The sequence below is a fragment of the Prochlorococcus marinus subsp. pastoris str. CCMP1986 genome, from assembly GCF_000011465.1.
GTDB lineage: Bacteria > Cyanobacteriota > Cyanobacteriia > PCC-6307 > Cyanobiaceae > Prochlorococcus_A > Prochlorococcus_A pastoris.
In genome coordinates, this window is record NC_005072.1 from 606,266 (window position 1) to 628,722 (window position 22,457).

The window sequence follows — 22,457 nt, forward strand, 5'->3', positions numbered from 1 at the left end:
CAGAAACTAAGTTAAAGTTCCTCCACAGCTTGATCCAGCCCCTGCTGTGCAAGCAAAGCAATGTTCCTTAACAGCTACTCCATAATCAAATTTAAATGATTTGCTCATTAAATCAGAAAGTGTCTTTGGTCCTTTATTTCCTTTTAAATTTATTTGCTGATTAAAGTCACAATCATAGATTTGCCCTTGCCAATTAACACTTATCGTTTTTTTACACATAAGTTTTTCTAAATTATTTTTATTAAAATTTTCTTTAAGTAATTTGTAATATGAATCAAGTTTGTTTTCGCTATTAAGAGAGTCTGCGTATCTATTAATTGGCATATTGGTTATTGTATAAAGATTATTAAATGAAATATTGTACTTTTCAAAAAGTATTCTTTTATAGTCTTCTTTTAGGATTACTTGTGATGGAGGAAGGATAGGATTTACGGGATTATAAACTAGATTTAATTGAAGTCCATCTTTTTGTTTCCCATATCCTAAGTCATTAAGTATTTTTAAAGCATTAATACTTTTATCAAAGACTCCATAACCCCTTTGTAATTCTACATTATCCTTTTCATAGCACGGGAGTGATGCTGTTACTATTACGTTATTCTTAGCAAGAAACTGGGGTAAGTCTTCGAATCCATCTTCAAAGAAAATTGTTAAATTACATCTATCAATAATATCAATATTTTTATCACTTAAAGTAGTAATTAAATTTCTAAATTCAGGATGCATTTCCGGAGCCCCCCCGGTAATATCTAAAGTTTTAATTTTATATTTTTCTATTACTTTTGGAATGAGTGAAATTATTTCATAAGACATCTTTTCGCTACGTAATGGACTTGAATTTACATGGCAATGTTTACAAGCCTGATTACATTTAAGGCCAATATTTATCTGGAGTGTTTCAATATGTTCTTTCTTTATTAAGGGAAAACTATCTATCATGATGTGGGAAGTTTTAATTACAGTATAATTAAATATTAGTTTTTAATTTTGATCTATTTTTTGCAAATTTAATAAACCAATCTAAATATTCCTTAGGACCATTCTGAAAAATCATATCGAACTTTAAGTTGTCATCATCATCACTTATTCCTTTTAGACCAGATATTTTTGTAGAAGGTCTATAAACTTCTCCTGAACTACTATCAACGAAAATTATTTTATTATTACTCTCAAACTCTTGTCCTAGTAATTGTATAAATTCTAAGAAAGATCGATCACTTCCACCTCTTGAGTAACCATTATTTGGAATTTTTTGGGATGTAACTGTGTCACCAATCCCAATAATTGTTGGCATATCTTCGGGTTTAATATGTTTTTTGCAGAAATTCACTTTTTCTATTAACGATTTAGGAGAGTCTTTAAAATTAAAGTTTCTACCAAATGGAGCTATGCCAGTAGAATCATAAATAAATTTATTTAATAAAAAGAGAACCCCAGAGTCTTTGACTGCACCTTTAATAAGTAACTGTATGTCAGTTGATCCAATATCATTTTTACTAGAAAGTTTTATTATTTCATTTCCATTTTTGCTCCCTAGATTTGGAGATATGTGAAGAAAAAATGAGTTTTCAAGTCCTTGAGTTTTGGCTTTGTAAATAATTTCATTCATCATATCTTCAAAGCTCTTTTGAATAATTTTTCTTTTTTCAGAATCATCTTTTACTAAATCGAAAAGGCTATTAAAGTTTATTGTTGGAGAGAACCTTGTTTTACATATTGATTTTGAAGCATGAGAATTTATTTCTTCTTGAACGAGATTAGGAAAAATTTTCTTTACTATTTGTTCAAAGCTAGGCCTCATTAAGTCTGGAACTTTGGCTAAGAAATCGACCTCTTCTTTTGATACTCCCTCAAAACTTATATTCCCATTATTATCTTGATATTCCACCCCGCATGCAGCTAAACCTCTTAAATAAAGGCCTTTTTCTTTTGGCTGATCAATACCTATTAAGCTCCTTTCAACTATTCTGTTAACCCCTCTTGGACCTTCATGTTCTCCGCACGTTAAAACATAAAATTCTTTTTCTAAATTTTTAACGGCAAATATGAATTTCGATTCCAGTTTTCTAGTCATTGGGTCTTTTACCAATGGAATACATACTCCATCTATATCTTGAATAAATAAGATATTTTTAGAATTAATTATTATTTCTTCAAAATCTAAATTAATGTTTTCCATTTCTATTTTAAAAATTCCCTCTCTTTTGAATCCATAATAAAGCTTGAACTTGAAAATATAAAATTCAATATTTATATTAAAACGATTTGCGATGGCAATAAATTGGTTTAATGTATAAAAATGCTATTTATAAAAAATATTAAGATGATTTATGGATAAAAAGTACAAAATGAATAATAGTTTTTTTAGGCAGTTTAATAACAAAGAATCTTTTTATTCATTGTTAGAAGACATTGAAAGCTGCAAAGTGGGATTCTATAGTGTTGGGTTATATCCAGCATCATTAGCATATAACTGTGCAATGCATTCTGAGTCAAATAATATTCTTTTAGCTCCAAGACCTGGAAGAGATTTATTAGGTGCTTTTTCTAAAGATGTTCTTTCTAATATGGAACACAAAATAATAGAAAAAGTAGAAGGTATGGGAAATTACTTTTTTGAGGGCAAAAGTAAGATCAATACACTCGAAGATCTTCTTTTAAAATGTAATATCGTTATTCTAGCTTCAAATAGTAATCACATACAAAATGATATTCGTTATGCCATAGAATTAAGAAAATCTTTAAATCGTGAGAATGTAGTTCTTGCATGTCTTGTGGGCTCTTTTTGTTTTGATGATGGAGATAAAAAACCATACATTTTATGTAATCAATATCCTGATTTAGCTTTCTTTACAGGCTTTCATCGTCATGGTGCATTACGAAACCCTAAAGATAGTTTTACCGCTAATTTTTGTCATCCTGACTCATTAACAGCTCTAATTGGTGCAAGAATTTTAAATCAATTGTCTCCAAATATTCAAGTATCCCCTGGAGTTCATAATATTGAATGCCAGTACATTAAGTCCATAAAAAATATTTCTTCAATATTCGCAGGGTTTGTCACTAACTTTCATTCAGAAAAGCCTGGAATGTTGCCCACAATTAATACTGTTTTATTAACTCAGTGCTTGGATCAAGCAGCCACTGTTTCTTTAAAAGTTAGAAAAGAAAATAAATTTCAAAACGTAAATTTTTCATTAAAAGAACTTGGATATGGTGAAGATATTATTATCTCTAAAGAAAATCTTGGTAACAAATATGTTGAATCAGCTGATTATACTTTTTCTCAACTAAATGCTGTTAAAGCTGATGTTTTAGGGAGCATGTCGTTGCCAATAGAGGGAAATCCAACAAGGAATTTTCAGGCAGGACAAGTTTTATCAGATATGCTTTTAAGACTTAAGAGATGTCCTAATGATGTCGGTGAATTTATTAATTGGTGTGAAAAATTTAGCTTAGGTCAAGGAGGCCTTGAGGGATTGAAATCGCTAATATATTGGCCCAAAATTTACAGGGAATTTAATATTAAAAATAATAATTGCTCGATGATTAATCTAATTTATTTATGCTTTAATGCAGAAGCTGAAGAAAAAAAAGATATTTATGAAGTATTAATTAATTCAGATGCAATAACTAATTTTTGTCAGGAATCTGTAAAGCCTAATTTATGTTTAGAACTAAATTATAAACTTCAAGGAATGGATATTTTTGATAATAAAAAATTATTTTATGAGAAATTAATTTCAAATAATAATAAAATGAATTTTGAAAAAAAATTATACGAAAAATTATCTTCTAAAAAAAATCCAAATTACATTAAAGCAATAAATATAATAAATAAATACTTTACTAATTAGTACAATACTTACTAAATTTATCTAAATCAATTGAGTTGCTCTTTTCTATTATTTACTTATCCTAATTTGAGAGTTAGACTTATTAAGTTAAAGTAGGTTTTTTTTGAATAAAGAATTATCGCACCGCTCTCCTGAACTCAAAGCTCTTGGTTGGAACCAAGAAGATTTAACAAGGTATGAGGATTTATGGGACTATAGTCAAAGATGGGGATTGATAAATCTTGAAAGAGAAGACAGACAATTTTTGAAAAAAGCAGAGAAGTTACTTCCTAAAATTCAAAACAAAAAAGCATCTGTTAAAAAATCTATTGAAGAGAAATCTTATTATTTATGGTTAAATTTCTATCTTGAAGAAATTAAAATTTTTAGTGAATCTAACGTGCCCAAAAAACAAGTAAGTGTTTGGACTCTTTTGATTCAAGAGGAGTTGAAACTTCTTAAAGAGCTACAACCAGTAATGGGATTACCAGATACTTTGAAGGCTAAAAATTTGTTTGTTAATAGAAAACAAATTATTGAAAAAGCTTTTAAAGAATACGATGCTAAAAATAATAACGTGCCTTTTGATTTCATTAATATATTTAATAAATCTGAGAAAGATGTGATTAAAAGCTGGAAATCTATTATTGAAAAAGATCCTGAAGCAAACAAAAATTTCCCTATTGTTGATATTAATAATGTAGAAGATTTGAGATCTGAAATAAATGAAGATTTAAAATCATTTATGAGGGGAAATTATCCATCATTAAGAGAGGATTTATAAAGATTTATCTTCTTTATATTTATTTTTAGGAAGTTTTTAAGTTAAATAGATAATAGGAATTATTTAAAAATTTTGAGTAACCAAAAGTTCGAGACTCTTCAGTTACATGCAGGACAAGAGCCTGATCCAACTACTAACTCTAGAGCTGTCCCTATTTATCAGACAAGTTCTTATGTTTTTGATAACGCTGAGCATGGAGCAAATCTTTTTGGATTAAAAGAATTTGGAAATATCTATACAAGACTCATGAACCCTACGACTGATGTCTTTGAAAAGAGGATGGCAGCTTTAGAAGGGGGTATGGCTGCATTAGCAACTTCATCAGGTCAAGCTGCTCAATTTCTGGCAATAGTAAATTGTATGAAAGCAGGAGACAATTTTGTCTCAACATCCTTCTTATATGGAGGAACTTATAATCAATTTAAAGTTCAATTTCCTAGATTAGGAATAGAAGTTAAATTTGCTGAAGGAGATAGCATTGATAGTTTTAAAGACAAAATAGATGATAAAACTAAAGCAATCTATGTTGAATCAATGGGAAATCCTAGATTCAACATCCCAGATTTTGAGGGTCTTTCTAATTTAGCTAAGGAAAATGGAATTCCTTTAATTGTTGACAATACTCTTGGGGCGGGAGGAGCTCTAATTAAACCAATTGATTTTGGTGCCGATATTGTTGTAGAAAGTGCAACTAAATGGATAGGAGGGCATGGAACTAGTATTGGTGGAGTAATTGTTGATGCAGGAACTTTTGATTGGGGAAACGGAAAATTCCCACTTATGAGTGAACCAAGTGATGCGTATCACGGTTTAGTACATTGGGATGCGTTTGGATTTGGGAGTGATATATGTAAATCTTTAGGTGTCCCTGATAATAGGAATATAGCCTTTGCTTTAAGAGCTAGGTTGGAGTGTCTAAGAGATTGGGGCCCAGCGCAAAGTCCTTTTAATTCTTTTTTATTATTACAAGGTTTAGAAACCTTAAGTTTGAGAATAGAAAGACAAACTTCTAACGCTCTTGAGTTAGCAAAATGGTTAGATTCTAATCCTCAAGTTACAAGTGTTAATTTTCCTGGTTTAGAATCTGATCCTTATTACTCAAGAGCTAAAAAATATACTACTGGCAGAGGTATGGGATGTATGCTTATGTTCTCTTTAAATGGCGGATATGAAAATGCGGTTAAATTTATTGATTCTTTGGAATTAGCTAGTCATCTTGCTAATGTGGGAGACTCCAAAACTTTAGTTATTCACCCTGCTTCCACAACACACCAGCAATTATCTGAGGAAGAACAATTATCAGCAGGCGTTACTCCAACAATGGTAAGAGTATCTGTTGGGATAGAGCATATTGATGATATAAAAGCAGATTTTGAGCAGGCACTTTCAAAAATTTCTTAAATAATGGAGATTCTTTGGCTTTAATAATACCTAGTAATTATCACAAGATTAGTGATGTAGAGAAAAATCATATTTCTTGGATTGAACCCGATTTGGCTGAAAGACAGGATATACGACCATTAAGGATTGGTATTTTAAATATCATGCCTCTTGGTAAGCAATATGAATTTAATTTATTACATCCTCTTGGTTTATCCCCTCTTCAAATTGAGCCTGTTTGGATAAAGTTAAAAACTCATTCATATAAAACATGGGATCTTAACCATTTAAATAATCTTTATACAACATGGGAGGAGGCAAATGATCCAGAACCATTAGATGGAGTAATTATTACCGGAGCACCTGTTGAGCATTTAGCTTTTGAAGAAGTTAAATATTGGGATGAATTCGTAAATATTACTAATGAAGCAAGAAATTCTTGTGCAAGTACCCTTGGGTTGTGCTGGGCAGGATTCGCACTTGCTTATTTGGCAGGTGTTAATAAAACAGTATTTGATAAGAAATTATTCGGGGTATTTCCATTAAAGAGTCTTGCCCCTGGTCATCCTTTAATGGGTACGCAAGATGATGAGTTTATTTGTCCTCAAAGTAGATTTGCAGGGTTACCTGATCTTGAAATGGAAGAAGCTCAAAAAGAAGGGAAATTAAATTTGCTCGCATATGGCAAGGATGTTGGTTACACAATATTTGAAACAAAAGATCAAAAACAACTCATGCACTTAGGTCATCCTGAATATACAGTGCATAGAATAATTAGCGAAATTAACAGAGATAAAGAAAAGGGAGATGTACCTCCTCCTGAGAATTTTGATATTAATTCTTCAAATACATCTTGGAGATCCCATCGGAATCTCCTTTTCCAGCAATGGCTATGGTTTTGTTATCAGCAAGTTAGTCTCAGTTGAATTTAATTAGTGAGAGGTTTCAAGACCTCCTAGTCTTTCAAATAAGTTCAAGCTTTCTTTATTTAAACCAATAATTTCAACTTTTGAGCCGCTATTTTTGAATTTTCTAATAATTTGATCTAAAGCAACAACCCCGCTCTGATCCCAAATATGAGCTAAAGACATGTCAATTAAAATATCTTTTGGATGCTCATGAATATCGAATCCTTGTAGAAAATATATTTTACTGACAAAAAACAATTGACCTTCAACTTTGTAAGTTATTTGGTTTTTACCTTTAACTCTTGAAACCGTTATTACTTTTGCAACTTTCCTGCTAAAAAGTATTGCAGCTAAACCAACTCCTGCAATAACACCTAGGGCAAGATTATGTGGTTTTGTAAGCATCGTAACCGCAAAAGTCATAAGCATTACTGCGGTATCACTTTTTGGTATCTTTCTAATATTCTTCAAACCAGTTAAATCAGCAGTGCTTATTGCAATTGTTATCATTATTGCTACTAAGGCGGCCATGGGTATGGCCCCTATCCAAGGCTTTAGAAGGATGATCATTAATAATAATGATAATCCTGAAATTAAGGTTGATAACCTAGATTTACCTCCATTCTCATTATTCATAACTGATTGCCCTACTAACGCACAGCCTGCCATGCCTCCAAATAAAGAGGATATTATATTAGCTATACCTTGTCCCCTTGCTTCTTTATTTTTGTTGGAACTTGTGTCTGTGGCATCATCTAAAATATCTTGAGTTAAGAATGTTTCCATTAAACCAACCAGCGATATCGCTAAGGATGTTGGCAATATCACACCCAAAGTTGAAAGGTTGAATGGTACTTTCCCATTCGCTAATTCACCAAATGGTAAGGAGAGACTAGGGAATCCATTTGGTAATGTCCCTAAATCACTTACGGTAGGGATTTCTAATTTAAAAAATACACTTATTAAAGTAAGCAAAACAATTGCTACTAATTGAGAAGGAATTACTTTTGTTATTTTGGGAAATCCGTAAATAACAATTAATCCTAAAATTACAAGAATCCAAACGGTAGGTATTTGACTATTTGTTGGATATTTTGAAAGTTCATTTTCTAATAGTTTCCCTTCATTAATGCCAATTCCTAGTTGAAGGAATTGAGCTTGAAATATTAATAAAGCAAGAGCATTTACAAATCCGCTTAATACACCTGTCGGTACAAACCTCATTTGATAAGCCAGCCTTAGATATCCCCAGAGTATTTGAAAAACACCTGTTAATAATCCTGCTGCTATTAAATAGGAAAGACCAAGATTTGTTCCAGGGGCCTGAGCTTCTCCAATAGCAACAACCCCAGTCATTAGGAGAGCTGTTGATCCTGTCGCGGAAGTAATCATTCCCCTTCTGCCACCAAGAATCGCAATTGTTATAGATAAGCAGAATGCGCCATAAAGTCCAACTTTAGGATCAACCCCAGCAATTCCTGAAAAAGCAATCGCTTCAGGAATCATTGCAAAAGCCACTACTAATCCCGAAAGAATATTAGATTTTGGATCGTCTAACCAATTTTTAGATAAATATTTGGTGAAATTTGACATTTTAATTTCTTCTTATACTTAAAAAGTTACCTTATAGAGGAGGCAAAATACTTTCTGGATCACAAATATTCTTTAAAGTTTTTAATTCACTAAGTCTTTCTCCAAAAGATAAATAGACTTCTTCTTCGTGAGAATTTAAATGATTATGAATCTGAGCTAGATGTATGTTTGGGAAAAATATTTTTAGTTTCTTCCAAGATTCATTCATCCACTTCAAAACAATTTCCTTTTCTTTAGGATCACCTTTTTTCCATGCGGCATAGATCCAAGGTTTCCAAGTGCTTGCCCGATGAATAAAGAAACTTGATTTATGGTTTAATTCTTTTGTCTTTCCTCCAAGCTGTTGTGAGGCAACATAACAAGATTTATTTGGTTTGTCTCTAATTATTTCGTTCATACATTTAACAAAAATTTGAACATTATCTTTTAAATCTCCTCCAAGAAGGCTTATTACTTCTGAATGGTTATTCTTATTTAATTCGAATAGATCTAATTCTTTTGGAAAAAAATTTACCTGATTATAGTTCTCGTAACTTTTTATTTTGAGAGAATTAAATTTTTCAAGTTTTTTTAAATAGTTTTTGGTGATTTTGTTATCTGAGTCATTTTTTATCTCCGCGAAGATATAAATATATATATCTTCGGCATAAATCCATTGTAGGCTTAAATTCTCTGGGAATCCCTCAGCCAAATTAATAATCTTTGAGAGTTCATTATCATCTACAAATCCTTCAATAATTTGTATAGGGTGAGATTGGAATGTTTTAAGACCAATTTCAGTAATTATTGCGAGAAAGGGAGCAGCACCTTTAAGCCCTTCCCATAATAGTTTTTGGGAGGAATCCAGACTGTTTTGCTCTAATGATATAAAATTTCCGTTCCCTAAGTATCCTTTTATAGACTCAATATTATCAATAGCTAATCCATATCTTCGACTCATCGGACTTATTCCTCCGGTTAATATGTAACCTGCTCCGGGCAGTTTTGATAGGCCTGTTGGGAAGGTCTTATTATGTTTTTCTAAATAATTCATAAGATCCTTCATAATCACCCCACCTCCAATTTTTATTAGATTCTTTTCTTTCTCAAGATGAATTTGGTTATATTCTTTTCTTAAATCAAGAGTAATTAAACCATTTCTAGCGCAGCTTGATGTAGTACCCCCGCTGCAAACACAAAGATATTCTGATTTTTGGGATGATTTGTAATGGCTATTAAATAAATCATCTATTTTATAAATTAGGTTTTTAACGTGTGCATCACTGGAATTAATATTTGGAACTTCAAGTAAATTATTATTTTTTTTCACTACTAAATATTCTTCTTTACTATTATGTTATTAGTTATTCCTTACAATTGGATACTTTTGATTCGAACTTAAATAAGCAAATTGGCATACTCATTTGTGGTCATGGGAGTAGAAATAAATTAGCTATTACAGAATTTCAGGAATTAACTAGGCTTATACAAAAGAAATTCCCATCAATATTAGTTGAATTTGGTTTTTTGGAATTTGCAAAGCCATCTCTTACTGATGCTTTGGATAAATTAAGAAATAGTTCTATTAAAAAAGTAATAGCTATACCGGCTATGCTTTTTGCTGCTGGGCACGTTAAAAATGATATACCAAGTTTGCTTATGAATTATGCGAAGAAAACAGATATAGAAATAATTTATGGAAGAGAATTAGGAATTAATAATTTAATGATTAGTGCAGCTTGCGAGAGAGTTAAAGAAGTGTTCAAAAAAAATAACTCTCTTATTCCTGAAGAATCATTATTAGTTGTTGTTGGAAGAGGTTCTTCTGATCCTGATGCAAATTCTAATGTATCTAAAATTACAAGAATGGTTGTTGAAGGAGTTGGTTTGGGCTGGGGAGAAACTGTATTCTCTGGGGTAACATTTCCATTAGTAGAACCTGGGTTGCGGAATGTTGTAAGACTTGGTTATAAAAACATAATTATTTTTCCTTACTTTCTTTTTTCAGGGGTACTGGTAACAAGAATAAAAAGGCAAAGCGATATAGTGGCGCTTGATAATCCACATGTTGAATTCCATGAGGCAAAATATCTTTCATCTCATAAATATGTTGTTCAAACATTTGTAGAAAGGATTGAAGAAATTTTTAATGACGAGAGCAACAATTTTATGAATTGTTCCTTGTGCAAATATAGATCGAACTTATTTGGTTTTGAAAAAGAAGTTGGTTTAGTACAAGAAAGTCATCATGATCATGTTGAGGGCATAGGACTTAGTTGTGATTTGTGTGATTCTGAATGTAACGGGGCATGTGAAACTAATAACCAAAGCTTGAGTGATGTTGATGATCACTCAGTACCTTTAGTAGAAAAAAATAATGATGAACATCATCATAAACATGGTGAGCACCATCACCATCATCATAGTATTTATCCAAATTCAAAACATCCCTTGGGCCCTGTTACGCTTCGCTTGCTTAGTGATGATCAAATCTTAAGAAATTCAGTTGAAAAAGACTGAATCAACCGTCTCTTTCTTAATTTGGTCTCAATAGACTAATCATATATAAGTATTCCTAATAGATATTTGGAAATGTATTTTGGGCTATATTTTCCACAGTTAGTAATAAGTTTTCCACGTCCATATCCACATGAAATTAGGTATAAAGCCTTATCTCGAAAATAACAGCACTTCAACATTATTATTGACTTTTCTTAAACCTTTTTTCAATTTACCCCTTTGGAAAACCGTTTTTGTTGAATCTAATTTATAACATGAGTCTCATTTGATAATGGTGTAGAAGTGATAAAAATATATTTTTGACTTTTAAAAAAAAATAGACAATTATATTTGTATACGAAGTTTGTATTTATGAATCAAATAAATCAAGAAAATAACATTGAAGTAAAATTTGATAATTCTTTCCCATCAAAAGTTTCTTTAGAAACTGAGCTTTCAGAAAGTCTTTATGAAACTATGAAAGATTTTGTTTTACATAATCCTACTTGGGATCAATACAAACTTATAAATTCTGCTTTAGCTACTTTTCTTGTCCAAAATGGATGTACTGATAGTTCAGTTTCAGAGATTTATATAAATCAACTTTTTAGACCTTCTAATTCTTTTTAATATTTAAACAAGCTCTTCTGCTTATGGCCATCATCGTCAGGGTGGGACTTTGCCATGAAGAAGTTGGCCAACATGCACCATCTAGTACAAGGACATTTTTGCATCTCCATAGCTGATTTGATTTATTGACGACACTTTCTTCCTCACTAAATCCCATAGCTGCTCCCCCTACTTCATGAATATAATATCCTGGTGGTGGTGGACTTCCTGACAGTGCAATAGATTTTTCTGTAAATAACCCTATATATGGGATATTTATGAGCTCATCCATTCTTCTGATTTTTCCATCTGCCGCTTTTATTGAATCTCTTATCGTACTTTCCATATGTTTAGCCATATTTAATTCGTTTTCACTCCATTTGAATTCAATATGAGGGATTGGAATCCCCCAGCTATCTGTTCTCTTAGAGAGAGTTACTGAATTTTCTTTTCTTGGTAGGACCTCACCATGGGCGATTAGAAACCCCGTAGAAGAATTTAATTCTTTTTGTAAAAACTTAGGAATTCCAAGCCTATCAATTGCTCCCCAAATTCCATAGCCTCTTAAAAAGTTAATACTTTCAGGTTTAGGTAAGTTTGACCCGAAGGGTATGAAAAAACTCCCTGCGCCCGATAGGTCAGGATAAGAATTAGAATTAAAATTATTTTTTTTCTGAATTTTATTAGGAATTGAAAAAAACCTACAGATAGAAATATGATCCATCAAATATTTTCCTAACTTGCCGGAGATATCTTTAAAACCTGAAGAATTTGATTTGGATTCCGAGTTAAGTAGAATTCTAAGTGTTGATATTGTGGATGCACATAGAATAATTAAATCGCAATTTAATGATATTCTTTTACCATTTACTAGATTTACAATGATTATTTTTGTAGCCAGCTCAGTTATTTTGTCTGTTTCGAATGATTCTACGAGGTGATTAGAAAGTATTTGAACATTTCCGGTGCTTATGGCTTTTTTAAAGGTGGTCCCGACACTTGAAGATCTTGGCCATTGGTCTTCTTTAACTGAGGAGTTACGGTCAAATCCTCTAGATTGAATAAATGGGTAGTTTAATTTTAATTTAACTTGATTCCCAAAAATACTTTCATTACTTGTGAGAGGTATTTCACCAATATATTTCCCATCTGGAACTTCTTCAATGTTATCTTTTTGTCCATAAATTCCACAAAACTTCTCAATAAAATCATAATGAGGCGACAATTCATCGTAGGTTATAGGCCAATCTGGTCCGTACCCATCTTTTTTTGATGGGTGAAAATCATCTGGAGAAAATCTCAAGGTAATACCTCCCCAAGTTAATGATCTACCTCCAAATTGCTTCCCTTGAGTCCAAAGGAATGGCTTCTCTTTTGATTGGCTATAAGGATGATTTAATTCATTTGAATATAAATCAGGGTTATTTTTCCAATAACCAGGATGTTTACTTTGATTAGCATGTTTCTTTGAGATTATTCCCGAAAATCTGTTTAAGGTATCTTTCGGCTCATTACTACTGGCCTCATTTCTTTTAATTTGAGGTCCTGCTTCTATTACTAGAACTCTAATTCCTTGTTCGGCCAAAGTAAGTGCAGCTACTCCTCCTGTTGCTCCTGAACCTACTACGATTGCATCAAAAGGATTTATATCCAAAATCTACTTTTATATTTTTCATATCAACAAATATAGCATTCAGTTAAATATATATTTCTTGTTTTCAACTTAAGAAGTTAGAATTTATTTAAACATTTTTAGATTTAAATGAGATTTATAATATTGATTATTTGCTCGATTACTTTAATCTTTCCATTGAGTTGTTTCGCAGCATTAGATTACGGTAAACAATCATTATTAGGAACTGATTTTTCGGGATCTGATTTACAAGGTGCAACTTTCTATTTGACAGATTTACAGGATGCAAATTTGTCAGATTGTGATCTTCAAAATGCAAGCTTATATGGAGCAAAATTAAAGGATACTAATTTAAGTAATTCTAATTTAAGAGAAGTTACTCTAGACTCCGCAGTGTTGGACGGAACTGATCTAACAAATACTAATTTAGAGGATTCTTTTGCTTATAGTACACAATTTGAAAATGTAAAAATTCAAGGAGCAGATTTCACAAATGTCTACTTGCCAAAGGATGTTTTAAGGGAATTTTGTAAAGACGCCTCTGGAACTAATCCTTTTACTAATAGAGAAACTAGAGAAACTTTGGAATGCGATTATATTTAAACTAAACAAATGAAAGTTCTTTCTTTATTGTTCTCTGTTTATAAAGTGATCGCCCCACAGGCCAACCTAAAGTAAATAAATGTCTTATTAAAGTATTTGAGTATCTGTAATTTAATTTACTAGAAAAACTTATTTCCAATTCATTTAAAGTTTTTATTAATAAACTAAGGTCTTGCTTTTTACCTTTCTTTTTATCTAATAAAATCAAATCGCTACGCAGTAGCTTATTTTTCAGGATTCTATCATTTTCAGCAAAGCCTACTTCTATTGAATTAAACCTATCAGAATAAAGAGAATAAAGTATTCCAAATTTAGATTTTTGAGGTACTAAATTTAAAGATGATGAAATAAATTTCCGATATTCTTTATTTAATTTTTTTGATACCATTTTATTTTTGTTCGTTTTGAGAAATCTCATATTTTTCTAATAAATTATTCACTTCTGCTAAGGCAATTCTTTTCTGACAAGCAGAATCATATCGATTAATTGCTATCGATGGAATCGAACCTTTGCTCTTCATTTCTCTTAGACCAGTTTCTAAACACTGAAATGCAACACTTGATAGATCGCGGCCTTCTGCAGCTGCCCAAACTTTTAAAAGATAATTGAGATTTGAAGGAACGGATATTTGAACCTTGTTTGAATTAGAAGTATTTAAAGCAATGTCATCGAGGCTTATTTCTTTTGAGGATATAGTTTCTTTAACTTTTTTCTTTAAATTTCTAACTTGTCCTAATGCATCTTGATTGTTTTTAAATTTTCTCTCTATTTCAAATAAATCTTCTTCGGTATTAATTAAAGCTTCTAACGCCCACTTTGCGTCATCCTCCGCAATAGTTGTGCTCTTAAGCCATTCATCTCTAATGTAAGACCAATTCTTGGACATAAATTCTTAGCTATAATCTAAGAATAGTTTAATCTATTTAAATTGTCTATAGATTCTATTCAGAATATGTTTAGACTGTAGTATTTATATCAGCATTATAAATTTTTTAAAAAACAATAACTTTTTTCTAATCTGATTAAGAATTTCGACCTTTGGGACGACACACAGTTCTATGCAAATAAAAATAGCTTTAAGGATCAAAGTCTTTACATCTTGATCTTTCGTTTTCGTAATCTTTGATTGCATTATCCCATTCTGATAAATCTGCATCTTTCCTAAAAATATATAAATCCATTTGCTTGGAATAATTTAGTGATTCAATCCAACTATTCATTGAGGAATTACAAAAAATTATACTTCCAAATTTGTCATAGTCTATAGAATCCCTTTTTGCAGCAAATTCCGCATTTGCACGTTTCTTATCTAATTCTTTATATTTCAAATCCTCAATAGTAGGTTTTGAAAAAATTAAGGATGCTTTTTTCTCTAAGTTTAAATATATAAGAAGGCATCCTCCCATAAAAATAAGAATAGCCACTCTAATTAGCCAAGTTATAGCTTTATCCATTAATACTTAATTTTGTCTTGACACGGCAAAGTAAAAACAAGAAACCCTTCCAGAAATTCCCACTACCAGAAGGGTTATTAAATTGAATACACTACTATACGTAATCAATCTATGTCTTGGAGTTAAACATATATTCAACTCATTGAGGTTTGGCCTCAATTAATTTATAGCAAAATAATTAGAAACCAACCTATTTATTTACTACTTTTCCTCCATACTGTCTAACTATTTTATCTAACAAAATACGCATATCTTTATTTTTAAGTTTCTCTATTTGCTGCAAATTTTCAAGAAGATCACATATTTGATCCTGTGTATCTTCATTTAATTCAGAAATTGCCATAACTAATCTCTTTCAATAAGTTCAATCTTATATCCATCAGGATCTTCAACAAATGCAAGAACAGTTGTGCTGTTTTTCATCGTTTTTGGTTTAGTCGTAACATTACAGCCGTTATCTTCTAATCCCTGGCAAATGTCATATATATCTTTTACACCAATAGCGATATGTCCATACTTATTTCCAAGCTCGTAGTCTTCTGATTTCTTGCTCCAATTATGAGTCAACTCAATTACTGCATTATCTTTCTCAGAACCATAGCCAACAAAAGCTAAAGTAAATTCTCCATGAGGATAATCTTTCCTTCTTATAAGATTCATCCCTAATATATTTACATAAAAATCAATAGACTTATCTAAATCACCAACTCTCAACATGGTGTGTAAAATTCTCATTTAAAGTTTAATTGTTTATATACAATGATATTTAGTAAAGTTGGTTTTTAGGAAAATACGTTAAATTAAATATTAAAGAGTAGGTTTTAATTGAATCAAATAATTCAACGAGCAACTTCAGTTATTTTTTATACTTTGCCATTAAAGGCTTCATTGCCTTTTGGATACTATTTATTATATAAATTTTCTTTTTTAAAAGTACTTTTATTTCTCACATTCCCTGTCGCGATAATTGAAAGATCCTTACCTTTTGGGGGTTTATTATTCTTTATAATATTGTTTGCAGGAGTTGTAAGAAATCCAAATGTCCCCTATTTCATAAGATATAACGCTTGCCAAGCATTACTCCTTGATATTGCCTTGATCATAATTAGTTATCTATTACGTATTTTGCCTTTAGTTGAATTTGGTTCAATAGTATTTGTATTTTCACTATCTATTTTTATTTTTTCTATCTTCCAGTGTATTAATGGCGTTGAACCCGAAATACCGTTTATTAGCAAATCTGTAAGAATGCAAATTTGAATACCTTCATAAATTTTTGTTTACTTGCGAATTTTTAACATTCATTGAAAATAGATTCCCATCTTTTTTGACTAAATTTTATAGCTTCCAACGGTGGTTCTGTTCCTCCTACTTCAAATGCTTTAATTAAGGATTTATTAGCTAATAATCCTAACCTTGCAGCTTCTCTCTGTCTTGAACATACATTTTTTCTAGAACCATCTTTGAGATTAGTTTCTATTTCTTTGAGAATTTTACTGGCTTCATTTGATTTAGAGTAAAAATCATTCATATAAACATCAAGAGGTGTTTCAGCTAGTGTTTTATTTGGTGAAAAGATGAAAGTTAGCAAAATTAAAAAAGAGATAATGATAAATCTGCTCATTTCAAAATCTTAGATAATTTATTTTTTGACCTTTTTAATACTAAATAAAAAGTTATTACACTAATAGTCCCTGATGGGCCAATAAAAACATGCCAAATTTGATTTCCAGTTATTGATAGATTTGTTCCAAAGAAAGTTGTAAAAAGAATGCCAAATATTGGGTAAGCAATGAAGATCCAATCTTTAAACATTCGTTGCCAATTTATAATCAAGAATATACTAATAATTACTTGTAAAGAGAGAGCGATCGTTTTATCTATTAATAAATAGGAAACTATTGAGCAAAAACAAAGGAAGATATTTGTTCCAATAGCAAATTTATTTTTAATAACTGATATGGTAAAACTTGTTAAGCCTAATGCAAGAAAAGTATAAAAAAACCAATTAAAGAGAGAAGAATGATCTATATAAATCCAATTTGTTTTTGTATGATCAATCATCTCAAACATTGAGGCTAAACCTAAAAAAATAAAACCAAAGGGAATAAGAATATGGTTTTTAATATTTTTAAATTTATTAATTGATTTAATTCCAAAAATTATTGGAACAATTACTGCTTGCAAATGTGCAGAAAATAAGAGAAAGAAAAACAAATTTATTTAAATATCCTCAACTTAATTTAAATTCAAATTTAATATGAAGGTGTAAATTATCTCAAAAGAGAAATATACCATTGCCCAACCAAGACAATTAATAATGTGAGAACCAAGGGAAAAGCAGGATAGCGAGTTTGGAAATTTGCTGGTGGCCAAGGAGACCATGAGATTAATCTACCTTTGGGTTCTTTTGAAGTAATTATTTTTTTTGTTTTATTGGTACTTTGTGTTTTTGTTGCAAATCCTTTTCCCATAGCTATTGCCAAAAATTAACTCTAACAAAAACAAAAATAAACAGTGTATTTAAAACCAAATAAGATCTGTATTGGATTACCATTTGAATAGTCTTGTTTTTAATATGGGAGAAGCTAAAAGAAGGAAAGATTTGGGTTTACCACCTAGAGAAAAAGAATTTGTTTTACCCGAATTTAATAAAGATAAGGTCAAGCAGAAAGTTAGAAATACTTTATATAAATATCCGATTATTCCTTTCGTATTTTATGGTGTTGCAATTGTTATCCTTTTTGTTGGCGTATTTGGTGTCATTAAATACTATAAGTAATGATTGATTATTTTTTTGAATAAATAATAATGTGGGAATTAGAAAAGATTGCAAAAGTTTTAAAATATAGAATGTTGAAATCAGAAGAAGGATTAGATAATAAACCCTCTATATTATTCTGTGGAATGGATTCCTATCAAAAGAGAGATCTTCACAGCGAAGCAAAAAAAGCAGGATTCAAACCTGTATATTCAATGAAGCATCCATCAATAAAAGTCTTAATGCAAAGGTCATCATCAAGAAAAATAGAAACTGATAAGTACAAAACGACCACTATCGACATAGAACATTTTTGGTATATGTGTAGACATCTTTTATGAAAAATGATTTATTAATATTCAGATTAATGAAGCAAGCGCGCTAAGAGTTAATCAATAAAACCTTAAGATCAAAAAATAAGTAGTTCTATTATCTAAATATAAATCCGTAACTTGGTAAGTCATCCTCAGACTCTAAAGAAAACTAGAATTTAAACAATCAGTAGTAGATCAATAGTAAAAGTCACAACAAGATCCCTTCAAAGTTTCAGTTTAACTATGCTTACTAAATCAATTGGTTAAAATAAAATAAATAATTTTTTTCGAGAGAATAACTTAATTTCAAATAATTAAAAGGTAACTTTGACAAAATGGCAACTAGAATAAATAAATATTTAAGTGAAGTCGGCTACTGCTCTAGAAGAGTAGCAGATAGTCTAATTGAAGAAGGAAAAGTAACTATTAATGGTGAAATTCCAGAAATGGGTACCAAGGTAGAGGAAGGAGATCAAGTAGAAGTTGAAGGTCAAAGAATTGAAAAATCAATGAAACATGAAAAAATATACTTAGTTTTTAATAAACCTGTTGGAATTGTTTGCACAACCGATAGAAGAGTAGAATCCGACAATATAATAGATTTTATTAAATATCCCACAAGAATTTTTCCAATTGGAAGATTGGATAAGCCCAGTGAGGGATTAATTTTCTTAACTAACGATGGCGATATCGTAAATAAAATACTCAGAGCAAGAAATAATCATGAAAAAGAATACATAGTAAGCGTTAATCGACCGATTAATAGAGACTTTATTCAAAGCATGAGTAATGGCGTTGAAATATTAGGTACCATTACTAAGAATTGTTTCGTAAAACAATTGGGGCCAAAAAAATTCAGAATCATACTCACTCAAGGACTTAACCGTCAGATTAGGAGAATGTGTGAGTCTTTAGGATTCAGAGTAAAATCATTAAAGCGTGTAAGAATTATGAATATTAAGTTAGACGTATCAATAGGAGAATATCGCGAATTTACCAAAGAAGAACTCTTTGAATTGAATAAATTACTCGAAAACTCTTCAAAAACATATGACTAATCAAAAAGCCTATATTTCCAATAAAAAAGTGCTTTTGGTTTTCCAAAAACACAAGTTAAATTTGCTTGTCTATTAATTATGGCGGAGAGGGTGGGATTCGAACCCACGGTACCGTTGCCGGTACGCTAGTTTTCAAGACTAGAGCCTTAAACCACTCGACCACCTCTCCAGGTGAAAAATATTAAATTTTTAACGTTATTATTATAGCAAAAGAAGGTTAATTTTTTAGGGAACTTTTGTGAAACACGTGTATAATTTTATATGAAATCGGTTGATATAACTAGATATCAATCTAGTTTTCAAGAAATATATGACATTAAAGAAGTCAATAAATTATGAAAACATATCTAGAAGAGAGACTTGAATGGTACGACCACAATTACAGAATAGGAAATTCCTTAATTACAGATAAACAATTTGATCAGTTAGAAAAAAATCTTTTAAGAATAGATCCTGATTGTGATTACTTCACTAATAAAAAATCTCTCCCATTACCTTCATTAAAAAAGAATTCTATTGATGAATTTTTAGAAGGATTGCTACCTGATACTCGATTATTAATAGAACCTAAGATTGATGGCATTGCTATTGCTTTGCAATACAGAGATGGCACTTTAGAAAAGTCCATTTCTAGAAAAGGTATAGATGTCACAAACAAAATTGCTGAAATTCAAGACATTCCCCTCAAACTTCCTGTTTCAGGAATTTTGCAAATTAGAGGCGAACTTTTCACTCCAAATAGATCTCCCAACTTTTCCCAAAGAATTGCATCAGGCTTCGTCCGAGCTGCAGCAGGGTCTCCAGAAGGTATCAGCTTTTGCGGTTTCCAAATTATTAATGGAAAGCTTAATCAATACGAAACCATTCAATATCTTAAAAAACTTGGCTTCAACACCCCAGACATTAAAAGCTGTAATTACACAAGCCAAGTCCAAGTCTTTAGGAAACAATGGTTAGATAAAAAAATATTTACTGAATATCCAACTGACGGAATAGTAGTCAAAATAAATTCTAGAAAATTACAATTAATTAGAGAGAAATCAAAGATTGATTATCCTCACTGGCAGATCGCCATAAAGGATTAATGTTGTTTTTTGGAATAGGTAAAAAAGGAGATCTTCTTTTTAAAGACTCGTTATAAAGAAAAAACAACATGTAGCTGCGAGTGATCACTACACAAAAGTTGAAAAATGCTAGAGCCACACAAATAGGGCAATGTGGAAATCCCATTAAAATTACGTTCTAAAGTTTGTTTTTCATTCTGTCTATAATGTTTATCATTTCATCTAGCCATTCTGAATTACTTTTTGACTGTCTCTTATGATTTTGACTTCTTTGAATACTCATAAAATAAACCTTTTATAAATTTAGTTTATATTATTGGAAGAATTTATTGGGATCAATAAGCAAAAATACTAGATTGATTGATATGACTTAGTTCTATTAATAAATCTATACAATTAATAAAAAAGGAACATAGGGGGTACTATTCGATATTAATCTTCATGAGGGAACTAAAGAACAGGTTATTGTTTTTTTCAATGAAGAAGATATTAGATTACTTATTATCAAAATGAATTAGCCAAAATTAACATTTTGTTGAAATATCCCAAATAAATTATTACCAACTATGGCAGCAATAATTAAAACAAAGGCTACTATCGCAAAAAGAGCACTTACATCTTTAATATCATAAGGAGTTTTAAATAGAGGTTTTTCCTCTGTCATGATTTTCCTCTTAAGGTTTAATATTTAATCATCTTATATCATTGTTTGAAAGTACAATTGAGTATTTCTTCGCTTGACTTCAGATGTTGACTCGTTTTATAGAGTAACTAGTTACAAAGGAAGGTTATGAAACTTACAACACCTTTTACTATCCTCAATAATTCACTGAATGACATATGGAGGATGCACGATTTTAATTATCAATTACCAAAAGATACTTTTAATGAGTACTGGGATGAGGAATGTATTTTGCATCCTACAAATTCTCATTGTAAAATTTATGATGGTTAGTTATAAATTGAGATTCGGATATTTTGAGCCATAAAAAAGGCCACGTAACGTGGCCTTTTTTTATTTTTGTATAGTAATTAACTTGTGTAAGCTTTGCCTCTATAAGTTAATTCTGTATGCTGTTTTTTTGCAGCTACTTTGTTTTGGACGTATTTTTGTCCTCTGTAGATAAGTGTCATCTATTTTCTCCGGTTTCGCCCAAGTCCCCGTTCCATGGCTTAAGTCGATTTGCGGCTTGCATTATTACAAGTTGAACGTTTTGGTAGCGGTTGCTACAAATTAATATTAACACATTGGTAATTTTTTGTGAAGGCTTTAAATGACATTTATACTATTTAATCGAAGAAAATTTATCTATTAAGTGATACGAAATCTCTTTTTAGAATAATTTAATGATTTAGACAGGTTACATTTTGTTCAATTAATCTATTTATTTTTAATAACTTTACTTTTTAAATGTAAAATTCAGAGGATTATAACGATGTTTATGTTCTCAAGAAACAAAAAATCTCCTAGTAAAAAAGCTTCAGTAGTTGAAGAAAAACCTTTGTATGCGCAGTTACTTCCATTCGCGAATGTCATGACTGAGAAGGTTCAAGTGGTTAATGCTTTGGCTTTTACTTTAATAATGGGTGTTTCAATTTTTGGGATAGCTCTTTGGAGGCTTTCTGCTCTAACTTAATTATCTAATTTTTCAGAGAATTAATTTTTGACTCTTTGTCGTTAATCATTGTAATTAGCCACTTAGAAGCTAAAGCTCGAGATATAGATCTATTTTTAAGAAATCTACATATATAAATATGTAGATTTTTTTCGTTTCTAGAGTTAAATTTCTCTTCAAATTCTAATATTGATTCTTCTGTATTTCTTTTCCTAAGCACGTCTACTAAAGCATGAGTAGATGAATCATTAAAAAAATTACCAATATTTAAGCTTAATGTCATAGTCAATTTATATACCTACTTAAGATGTAGCCATAAATTAAATTTTTAAACACAAAATTAAATTAATTTACAAATAATTTAA

At 30.7% G+C, this 22,457-nt stretch carries 30 protein-coding genes and 1 tRNA gene; 14 read left to right on the top strand and 17 right to left on the bottom strand.

Annotated elements, in window-relative coordinates:
• Positions 1-6 precede the first annotated feature (6 nt).
• Both arsS and stpA read right to left on the bottom strand, forming a co-directional pair.
• Complete coding sequence (arsS, locus tag TX50_RS03385; protein ID WP_011132272.1) at positions 7-939, bottom strand: arsenosugar biosynthesis radical SAM (seleno)protein ArsS; 933 nt, start codon at positions 937-939, stop codon at positions 7-9.
• Between the two features lie 28 nt (positions 940-967).
• Positions 968-2,179 carry a glucosylglycerol 3-phosphatase gene (stpA, locus tag TX50_RS03390; protein ID WP_011132273.1) on the bottom strand — a complete coding sequence of 404 codons (1,212 nt, stop codon included), beginning with the start codon at positions 2,177-2,179 and terminating at the stop codon, positions 968-970.
• A gap of 169 nt (positions 2,180-2,348) precedes the next feature.
• Between stpA and TX50_RS03395 the strand changes: the two genes are divergently transcribed.
• From TX50_RS03395 to TX50_RS03410, 4 genes are all read left to right on the top strand, one after another.
• Positions 2,349-3,857 carry a hypothetical protein gene (locus TX50_RS03395; protein ID WP_036930968.1) on the top strand — a complete coding sequence of 503 codons (1,509 nt, stop codon included), beginning with the start codon at positions 2,349-2,351 and terminating at the stop codon, positions 3,855-3,857.
• 103 nt (positions 3,858-3,960) lie between these two features.
• A complete protein-coding gene (locus TX50_RS03400) occupies positions 3,961-4,620 on the top strand; it encodes a hypothetical protein (protein WP_011132275.1) in 660 nt (219 codons plus the stop codon).
• Positions 4,621-4,692: 72 nt separating this feature from the next.
• Complete coding sequence (locus TX50_RS03405; protein WP_011132276.1) at positions 4,693-6,021, top strand: O-acetylhomoserine aminocarboxypropyltransferase/cysteine synthase family protein; 1,329 nt, start codon at positions 4,693-4,695, stop codon at positions 6,019-6,021.
• Between the two features lie 14 nt (positions 6,022-6,035).
• Positions 6,036-6,926 (top strand): homoserine O-succinyltransferase, encoded by an 891-nt coding sequence (locus TX50_RS03410; protein WP_011132277.1) that lies wholly within the window; start codon positions 6,036-6,038, stop codon positions 6,924-6,926.
• Positions 6,927-6,932: 6 nt separating this feature from the next.
• On the opposite strand, the gene TX50_RS03415 is transcribed toward TX50_RS03410, so the two are convergent.
• Both TX50_RS03415 and TX50_RS03420 read right to left on the bottom strand, forming a co-directional pair.
• Positions 6,933-8,501, bottom strand: a complete 1,569-nt coding sequence (locus tag TX50_RS03415) for a SulP family inorganic anion transporter (RefSeq protein ID WP_011132278.1) — start codon at positions 8,499-8,501, stop codon at positions 6,933-6,935.
• A gap of 31 nt (positions 8,502-8,532) precedes the next feature.
• A complete protein-coding gene (locus TX50_RS03420) occupies positions 8,533-9,810 on the bottom strand; it encodes an FAD-binding oxidoreductase (protein ID WP_011132279.1) in 1,278 nt (425 codons plus the stop codon).
• A gap of 47 nt (positions 9,811-9,857) precedes the next feature.
• On the opposite strand from TX50_RS03420, the gene TX50_RS03425 reads away from it, so the two are divergent.
• Together TX50_RS03425 and TX50_RS03430 are read left to right on the top strand one after the other, a co-directional pair.
• Positions 9,858-11,000: a sirohydrochlorin chelatase gene (locus tag TX50_RS03425; RefSeq protein ID WP_225866771.1), complete on the top strand. Its 1,143-nt coding sequence runs from the start codon at positions 9,858-9,860 to the stop codon at positions 10,998-11,000.
• Between the two features lie 351 nt (positions 11,001-11,351).
• Positions 11,352-11,609, top strand: coding sequence for a DUF2811 domain-containing protein (locus TX50_RS03430; protein WP_011132281.1), 258 nt, complete (start codon positions 11,352-11,354; stop codon positions 11,607-11,609).
• Here the strand turns inward: TX50_RS03430 and TX50_RS03435 are convergent.
• The gene (locus TX50_RS03435; RefSeq protein ID WP_011132282.1) at positions 11,596-13,242 is read right to left on the bottom strand and encodes a GMC oxidoreductase; all 1,647 of its coding nucleotides are present in this window, start codon (positions 13,240-13,242) and stop codon (positions 11,596-11,598) included. The genes TX50_RS03430 and TX50_RS03435 overlap by 14 nt on opposite strands.
• Positions 13,243-13,350: 108 nt before the next feature.
• Here TX50_RS03435 and TX50_RS03440 point away from each other — a divergent pair, with 108 nt between their 5' ends.
• Entirely contained in the window at positions 13,351-13,824 is a 474-nt protein-coding gene (locus TX50_RS03440) for a pentapeptide repeat-containing protein (protein WP_011132283.1), read from the top strand.
• Position 13,825: 1 nt separating this feature from the next.
• Here the strand turns inward: TX50_RS03440 and TX50_RS03445 are convergent, their stop codons facing one another.
• The 5 genes from TX50_RS03445 to gloA form a co-directional block, all read right to left on the bottom strand.
• Positions 13,826-14,212: a hypothetical protein gene (locus TX50_RS03445; protein ID WP_036930967.1), complete on the bottom strand. Its 387-nt coding sequence runs from the start codon at positions 14,210-14,212 to the stop codon at positions 13,826-13,828.
• Between the two features lies 1 nt (position 14,213).
• Positions 14,214-14,711 carry a VHS domain-containing protein gene (locus tag TX50_RS03450; protein ID WP_011132285.1) on the bottom strand — a complete coding sequence of 166 codons (498 nt, stop codon included), beginning with the start codon at positions 14,709-14,711 and terminating at the stop codon, positions 14,214-14,216.
• 190 nt (positions 14,712-14,901) lie between these two features.
• Entirely contained in the window at positions 14,902-15,279 is a 378-nt protein-coding gene (locus TX50_RS03455) for a 5'-3' exonuclease (RefSeq protein ID WP_011132286.1), read from the bottom strand.
• Positions 15,280-15,469: 190 nt separating this feature from the next.
• Positions 15,470-15,622 (bottom strand): hypothetical protein, encoded by a 153-nt coding sequence (locus TX50_RS09585; RefSeq protein WP_173027956.1) that lies wholly within the window; start codon positions 15,620-15,622, stop codon positions 15,470-15,472.
• A gap of 2 nt (positions 15,623-15,624) precedes the next feature.
• A complete protein-coding gene (gene gloA / locus TX50_RS03460) occupies positions 15,625-16,014 on the bottom strand; it encodes a lactoylglutathione lyase (protein ID WP_011132287.1) in 390 nt (129 codons plus the stop codon).
• A 90-nt stretch (positions 16,015-16,104) separates the two neighbouring features.
• Between gloA and TX50_RS03465 the strand changes: the two genes are divergently transcribed.
• On the top strand, positions 16,105-16,539 hold the full coding sequence (locus TX50_RS03465) for a Tic20 family protein (RefSeq protein WP_011132288.1): 435 nt from the start codon (positions 16,105-16,107) through the stop codon (positions 16,537-16,539).
• A gap of 34 nt (positions 16,540-16,573) precedes the next feature.
• Here the strand turns inward: TX50_RS03465 and TX50_RS03470 are convergent, their stop codons facing one another.
• From TX50_RS03470 to TX50_RS03480, 3 genes are read right to left on the bottom strand one after another with little or no spacing between them, the layout of a single operon-like run.
• Complete coding sequence (locus tag TX50_RS03470; protein WP_036930851.1) at positions 16,574-16,903, bottom strand: hypothetical protein; 330 nt, start codon at positions 16,901-16,903, stop codon at positions 16,574-16,576.
• A complete protein-coding gene (locus TX50_RS03475; protein ID WP_036930848.1) occupies positions 16,900-17,496 on the bottom strand; it encodes a hypothetical protein in 597 nt (198 codons plus the stop codon). Before TX50_RS03475 ends, TX50_RS03470 begins: the two co-directional genes overlap by 4 nt.
• 56 nt (positions 17,497-17,552) lie before the next feature.
• Positions 17,553-17,753, bottom strand: coding sequence for a hypothetical protein (locus TX50_RS03480; protein ID WP_036930966.1), 201 nt, complete (start codon positions 17,751-17,753; stop codon positions 17,553-17,555).
• 83 nt (positions 17,754-17,836) lie between these two features.
• Here TX50_RS03480 and TX50_RS03485 point away from each other — a divergent pair, with 83 nt between their 5' ends.
• The 3 genes from TX50_RS03485 to rluF all read left to right on the top strand — a co-directional run bounded on the left by TX50_RS03485 (position 17,837) and on the right by rluF (position 19,412).
• Positions 17,837-18,061: a hypothetical protein gene (locus tag TX50_RS03485; RefSeq protein WP_412081025.1), complete on the top strand. Its 225-nt coding sequence runs from the start codon at positions 17,837-17,839 to the stop codon at positions 18,059-18,061.
• A gap of 29 nt (positions 18,062-18,090) precedes the next feature.
• A complete protein-coding gene (locus TX50_RS03490; RefSeq protein ID WP_011132291.1) occupies positions 18,091-18,381 on the top strand; it encodes a hypothetical protein in 291 nt (96 codons plus the stop codon).
• 308 nt (positions 18,382-18,689) lie between these two features.
• On the top strand, positions 18,690-19,412 hold the full coding sequence (rluF, locus tag TX50_RS03495; protein ID WP_011132292.1) for a 23S rRNA pseudouridine(2604) synthase RluF: 723 nt from the start codon (positions 18,690-18,692) through the stop codon (positions 19,410-19,412).
• A 79-nt stretch (positions 19,413-19,491) separates the two neighbouring features.
• On the opposite strand, the gene TX50_RS03500 is transcribed toward rluF, so the two are convergent.
• Positions 19,492-19,581: transfer RNA gene (locus TX50_RS03500), tRNA-Ser, on the bottom strand.
• Between the two features lie 166 nt (positions 19,582-19,747).
• Here TX50_RS03500 and TX50_RS03505 point away from each other — a divergent pair.
• Positions 19,748-20,497 carry an NAD-dependent DNA ligase gene (locus tag TX50_RS03505; RefSeq protein WP_011132293.1) on the top strand — a complete coding sequence of 250 codons (750 nt, stop codon included), beginning with the start codon at positions 19,748-19,750 and terminating at the stop codon, positions 20,495-20,497.
• 493 nt (positions 20,498-20,990) lie between these two features.
• On the opposite strand, the gene TX50_RS09590 is transcribed toward TX50_RS03505, so the two are convergent.
• Entirely contained in the window at positions 20,991-21,140 is a 150-nt protein-coding gene (locus tag TX50_RS09590) for a hypothetical protein (protein WP_173027959.1), read from the bottom strand.
• A 126-nt stretch (positions 21,141-21,266) separates the two neighbouring features.
• On the opposite strand from TX50_RS09590, the gene TX50_RS09595 reads away from it, so the two are divergent.
• The gene (locus tag TX50_RS09595; protein WP_173027961.1) at positions 21,267-21,431 is read left to right on the top strand and encodes a hypothetical protein; all 165 of its coding nucleotides are present in this window, start codon (positions 21,267-21,269) and stop codon (positions 21,429-21,431) included.
• Between the two features lie 77 nt (positions 21,432-21,508).
• On the opposite strand, the gene TX50_RS09260 is transcribed toward TX50_RS09595, so the two are convergent.
• Positions 21,509-21,610: a DUF4278 domain-containing protein gene (locus TX50_RS09260; protein WP_071812974.1), complete on the bottom strand. Its 102-nt coding sequence runs from the start codon at positions 21,608-21,610 to the stop codon at positions 21,509-21,511.
• A 308-nt stretch (positions 21,611-21,918) separates the two neighbouring features.
• Here TX50_RS09260 and TX50_RS03510 point away from each other — a divergent pair, with 308 nt between their 5' ends.
• Positions 21,919-22,113, top strand: coding sequence for a hypothetical protein (locus TX50_RS03510; RefSeq protein ID WP_036930846.1), 195 nt, complete (start codon positions 21,919-21,921; stop codon positions 22,111-22,113).
• A gap of 4 nt (positions 22,114-22,117) precedes the next feature.
• On the opposite strand, the gene TX50_RS03515 is transcribed toward TX50_RS03510, so the two are convergent.
• The gene (locus TX50_RS03515; RefSeq protein ID WP_036930844.1) at positions 22,118-22,375 is read right to left on the bottom strand and encodes an RNA recognition motif-containing protein; all 258 of its coding nucleotides are present in this window, start codon (positions 22,373-22,375) and stop codon (positions 22,118-22,120) included.
• Positions 22,376-22,457 lie beyond the last annotated feature (82 nt).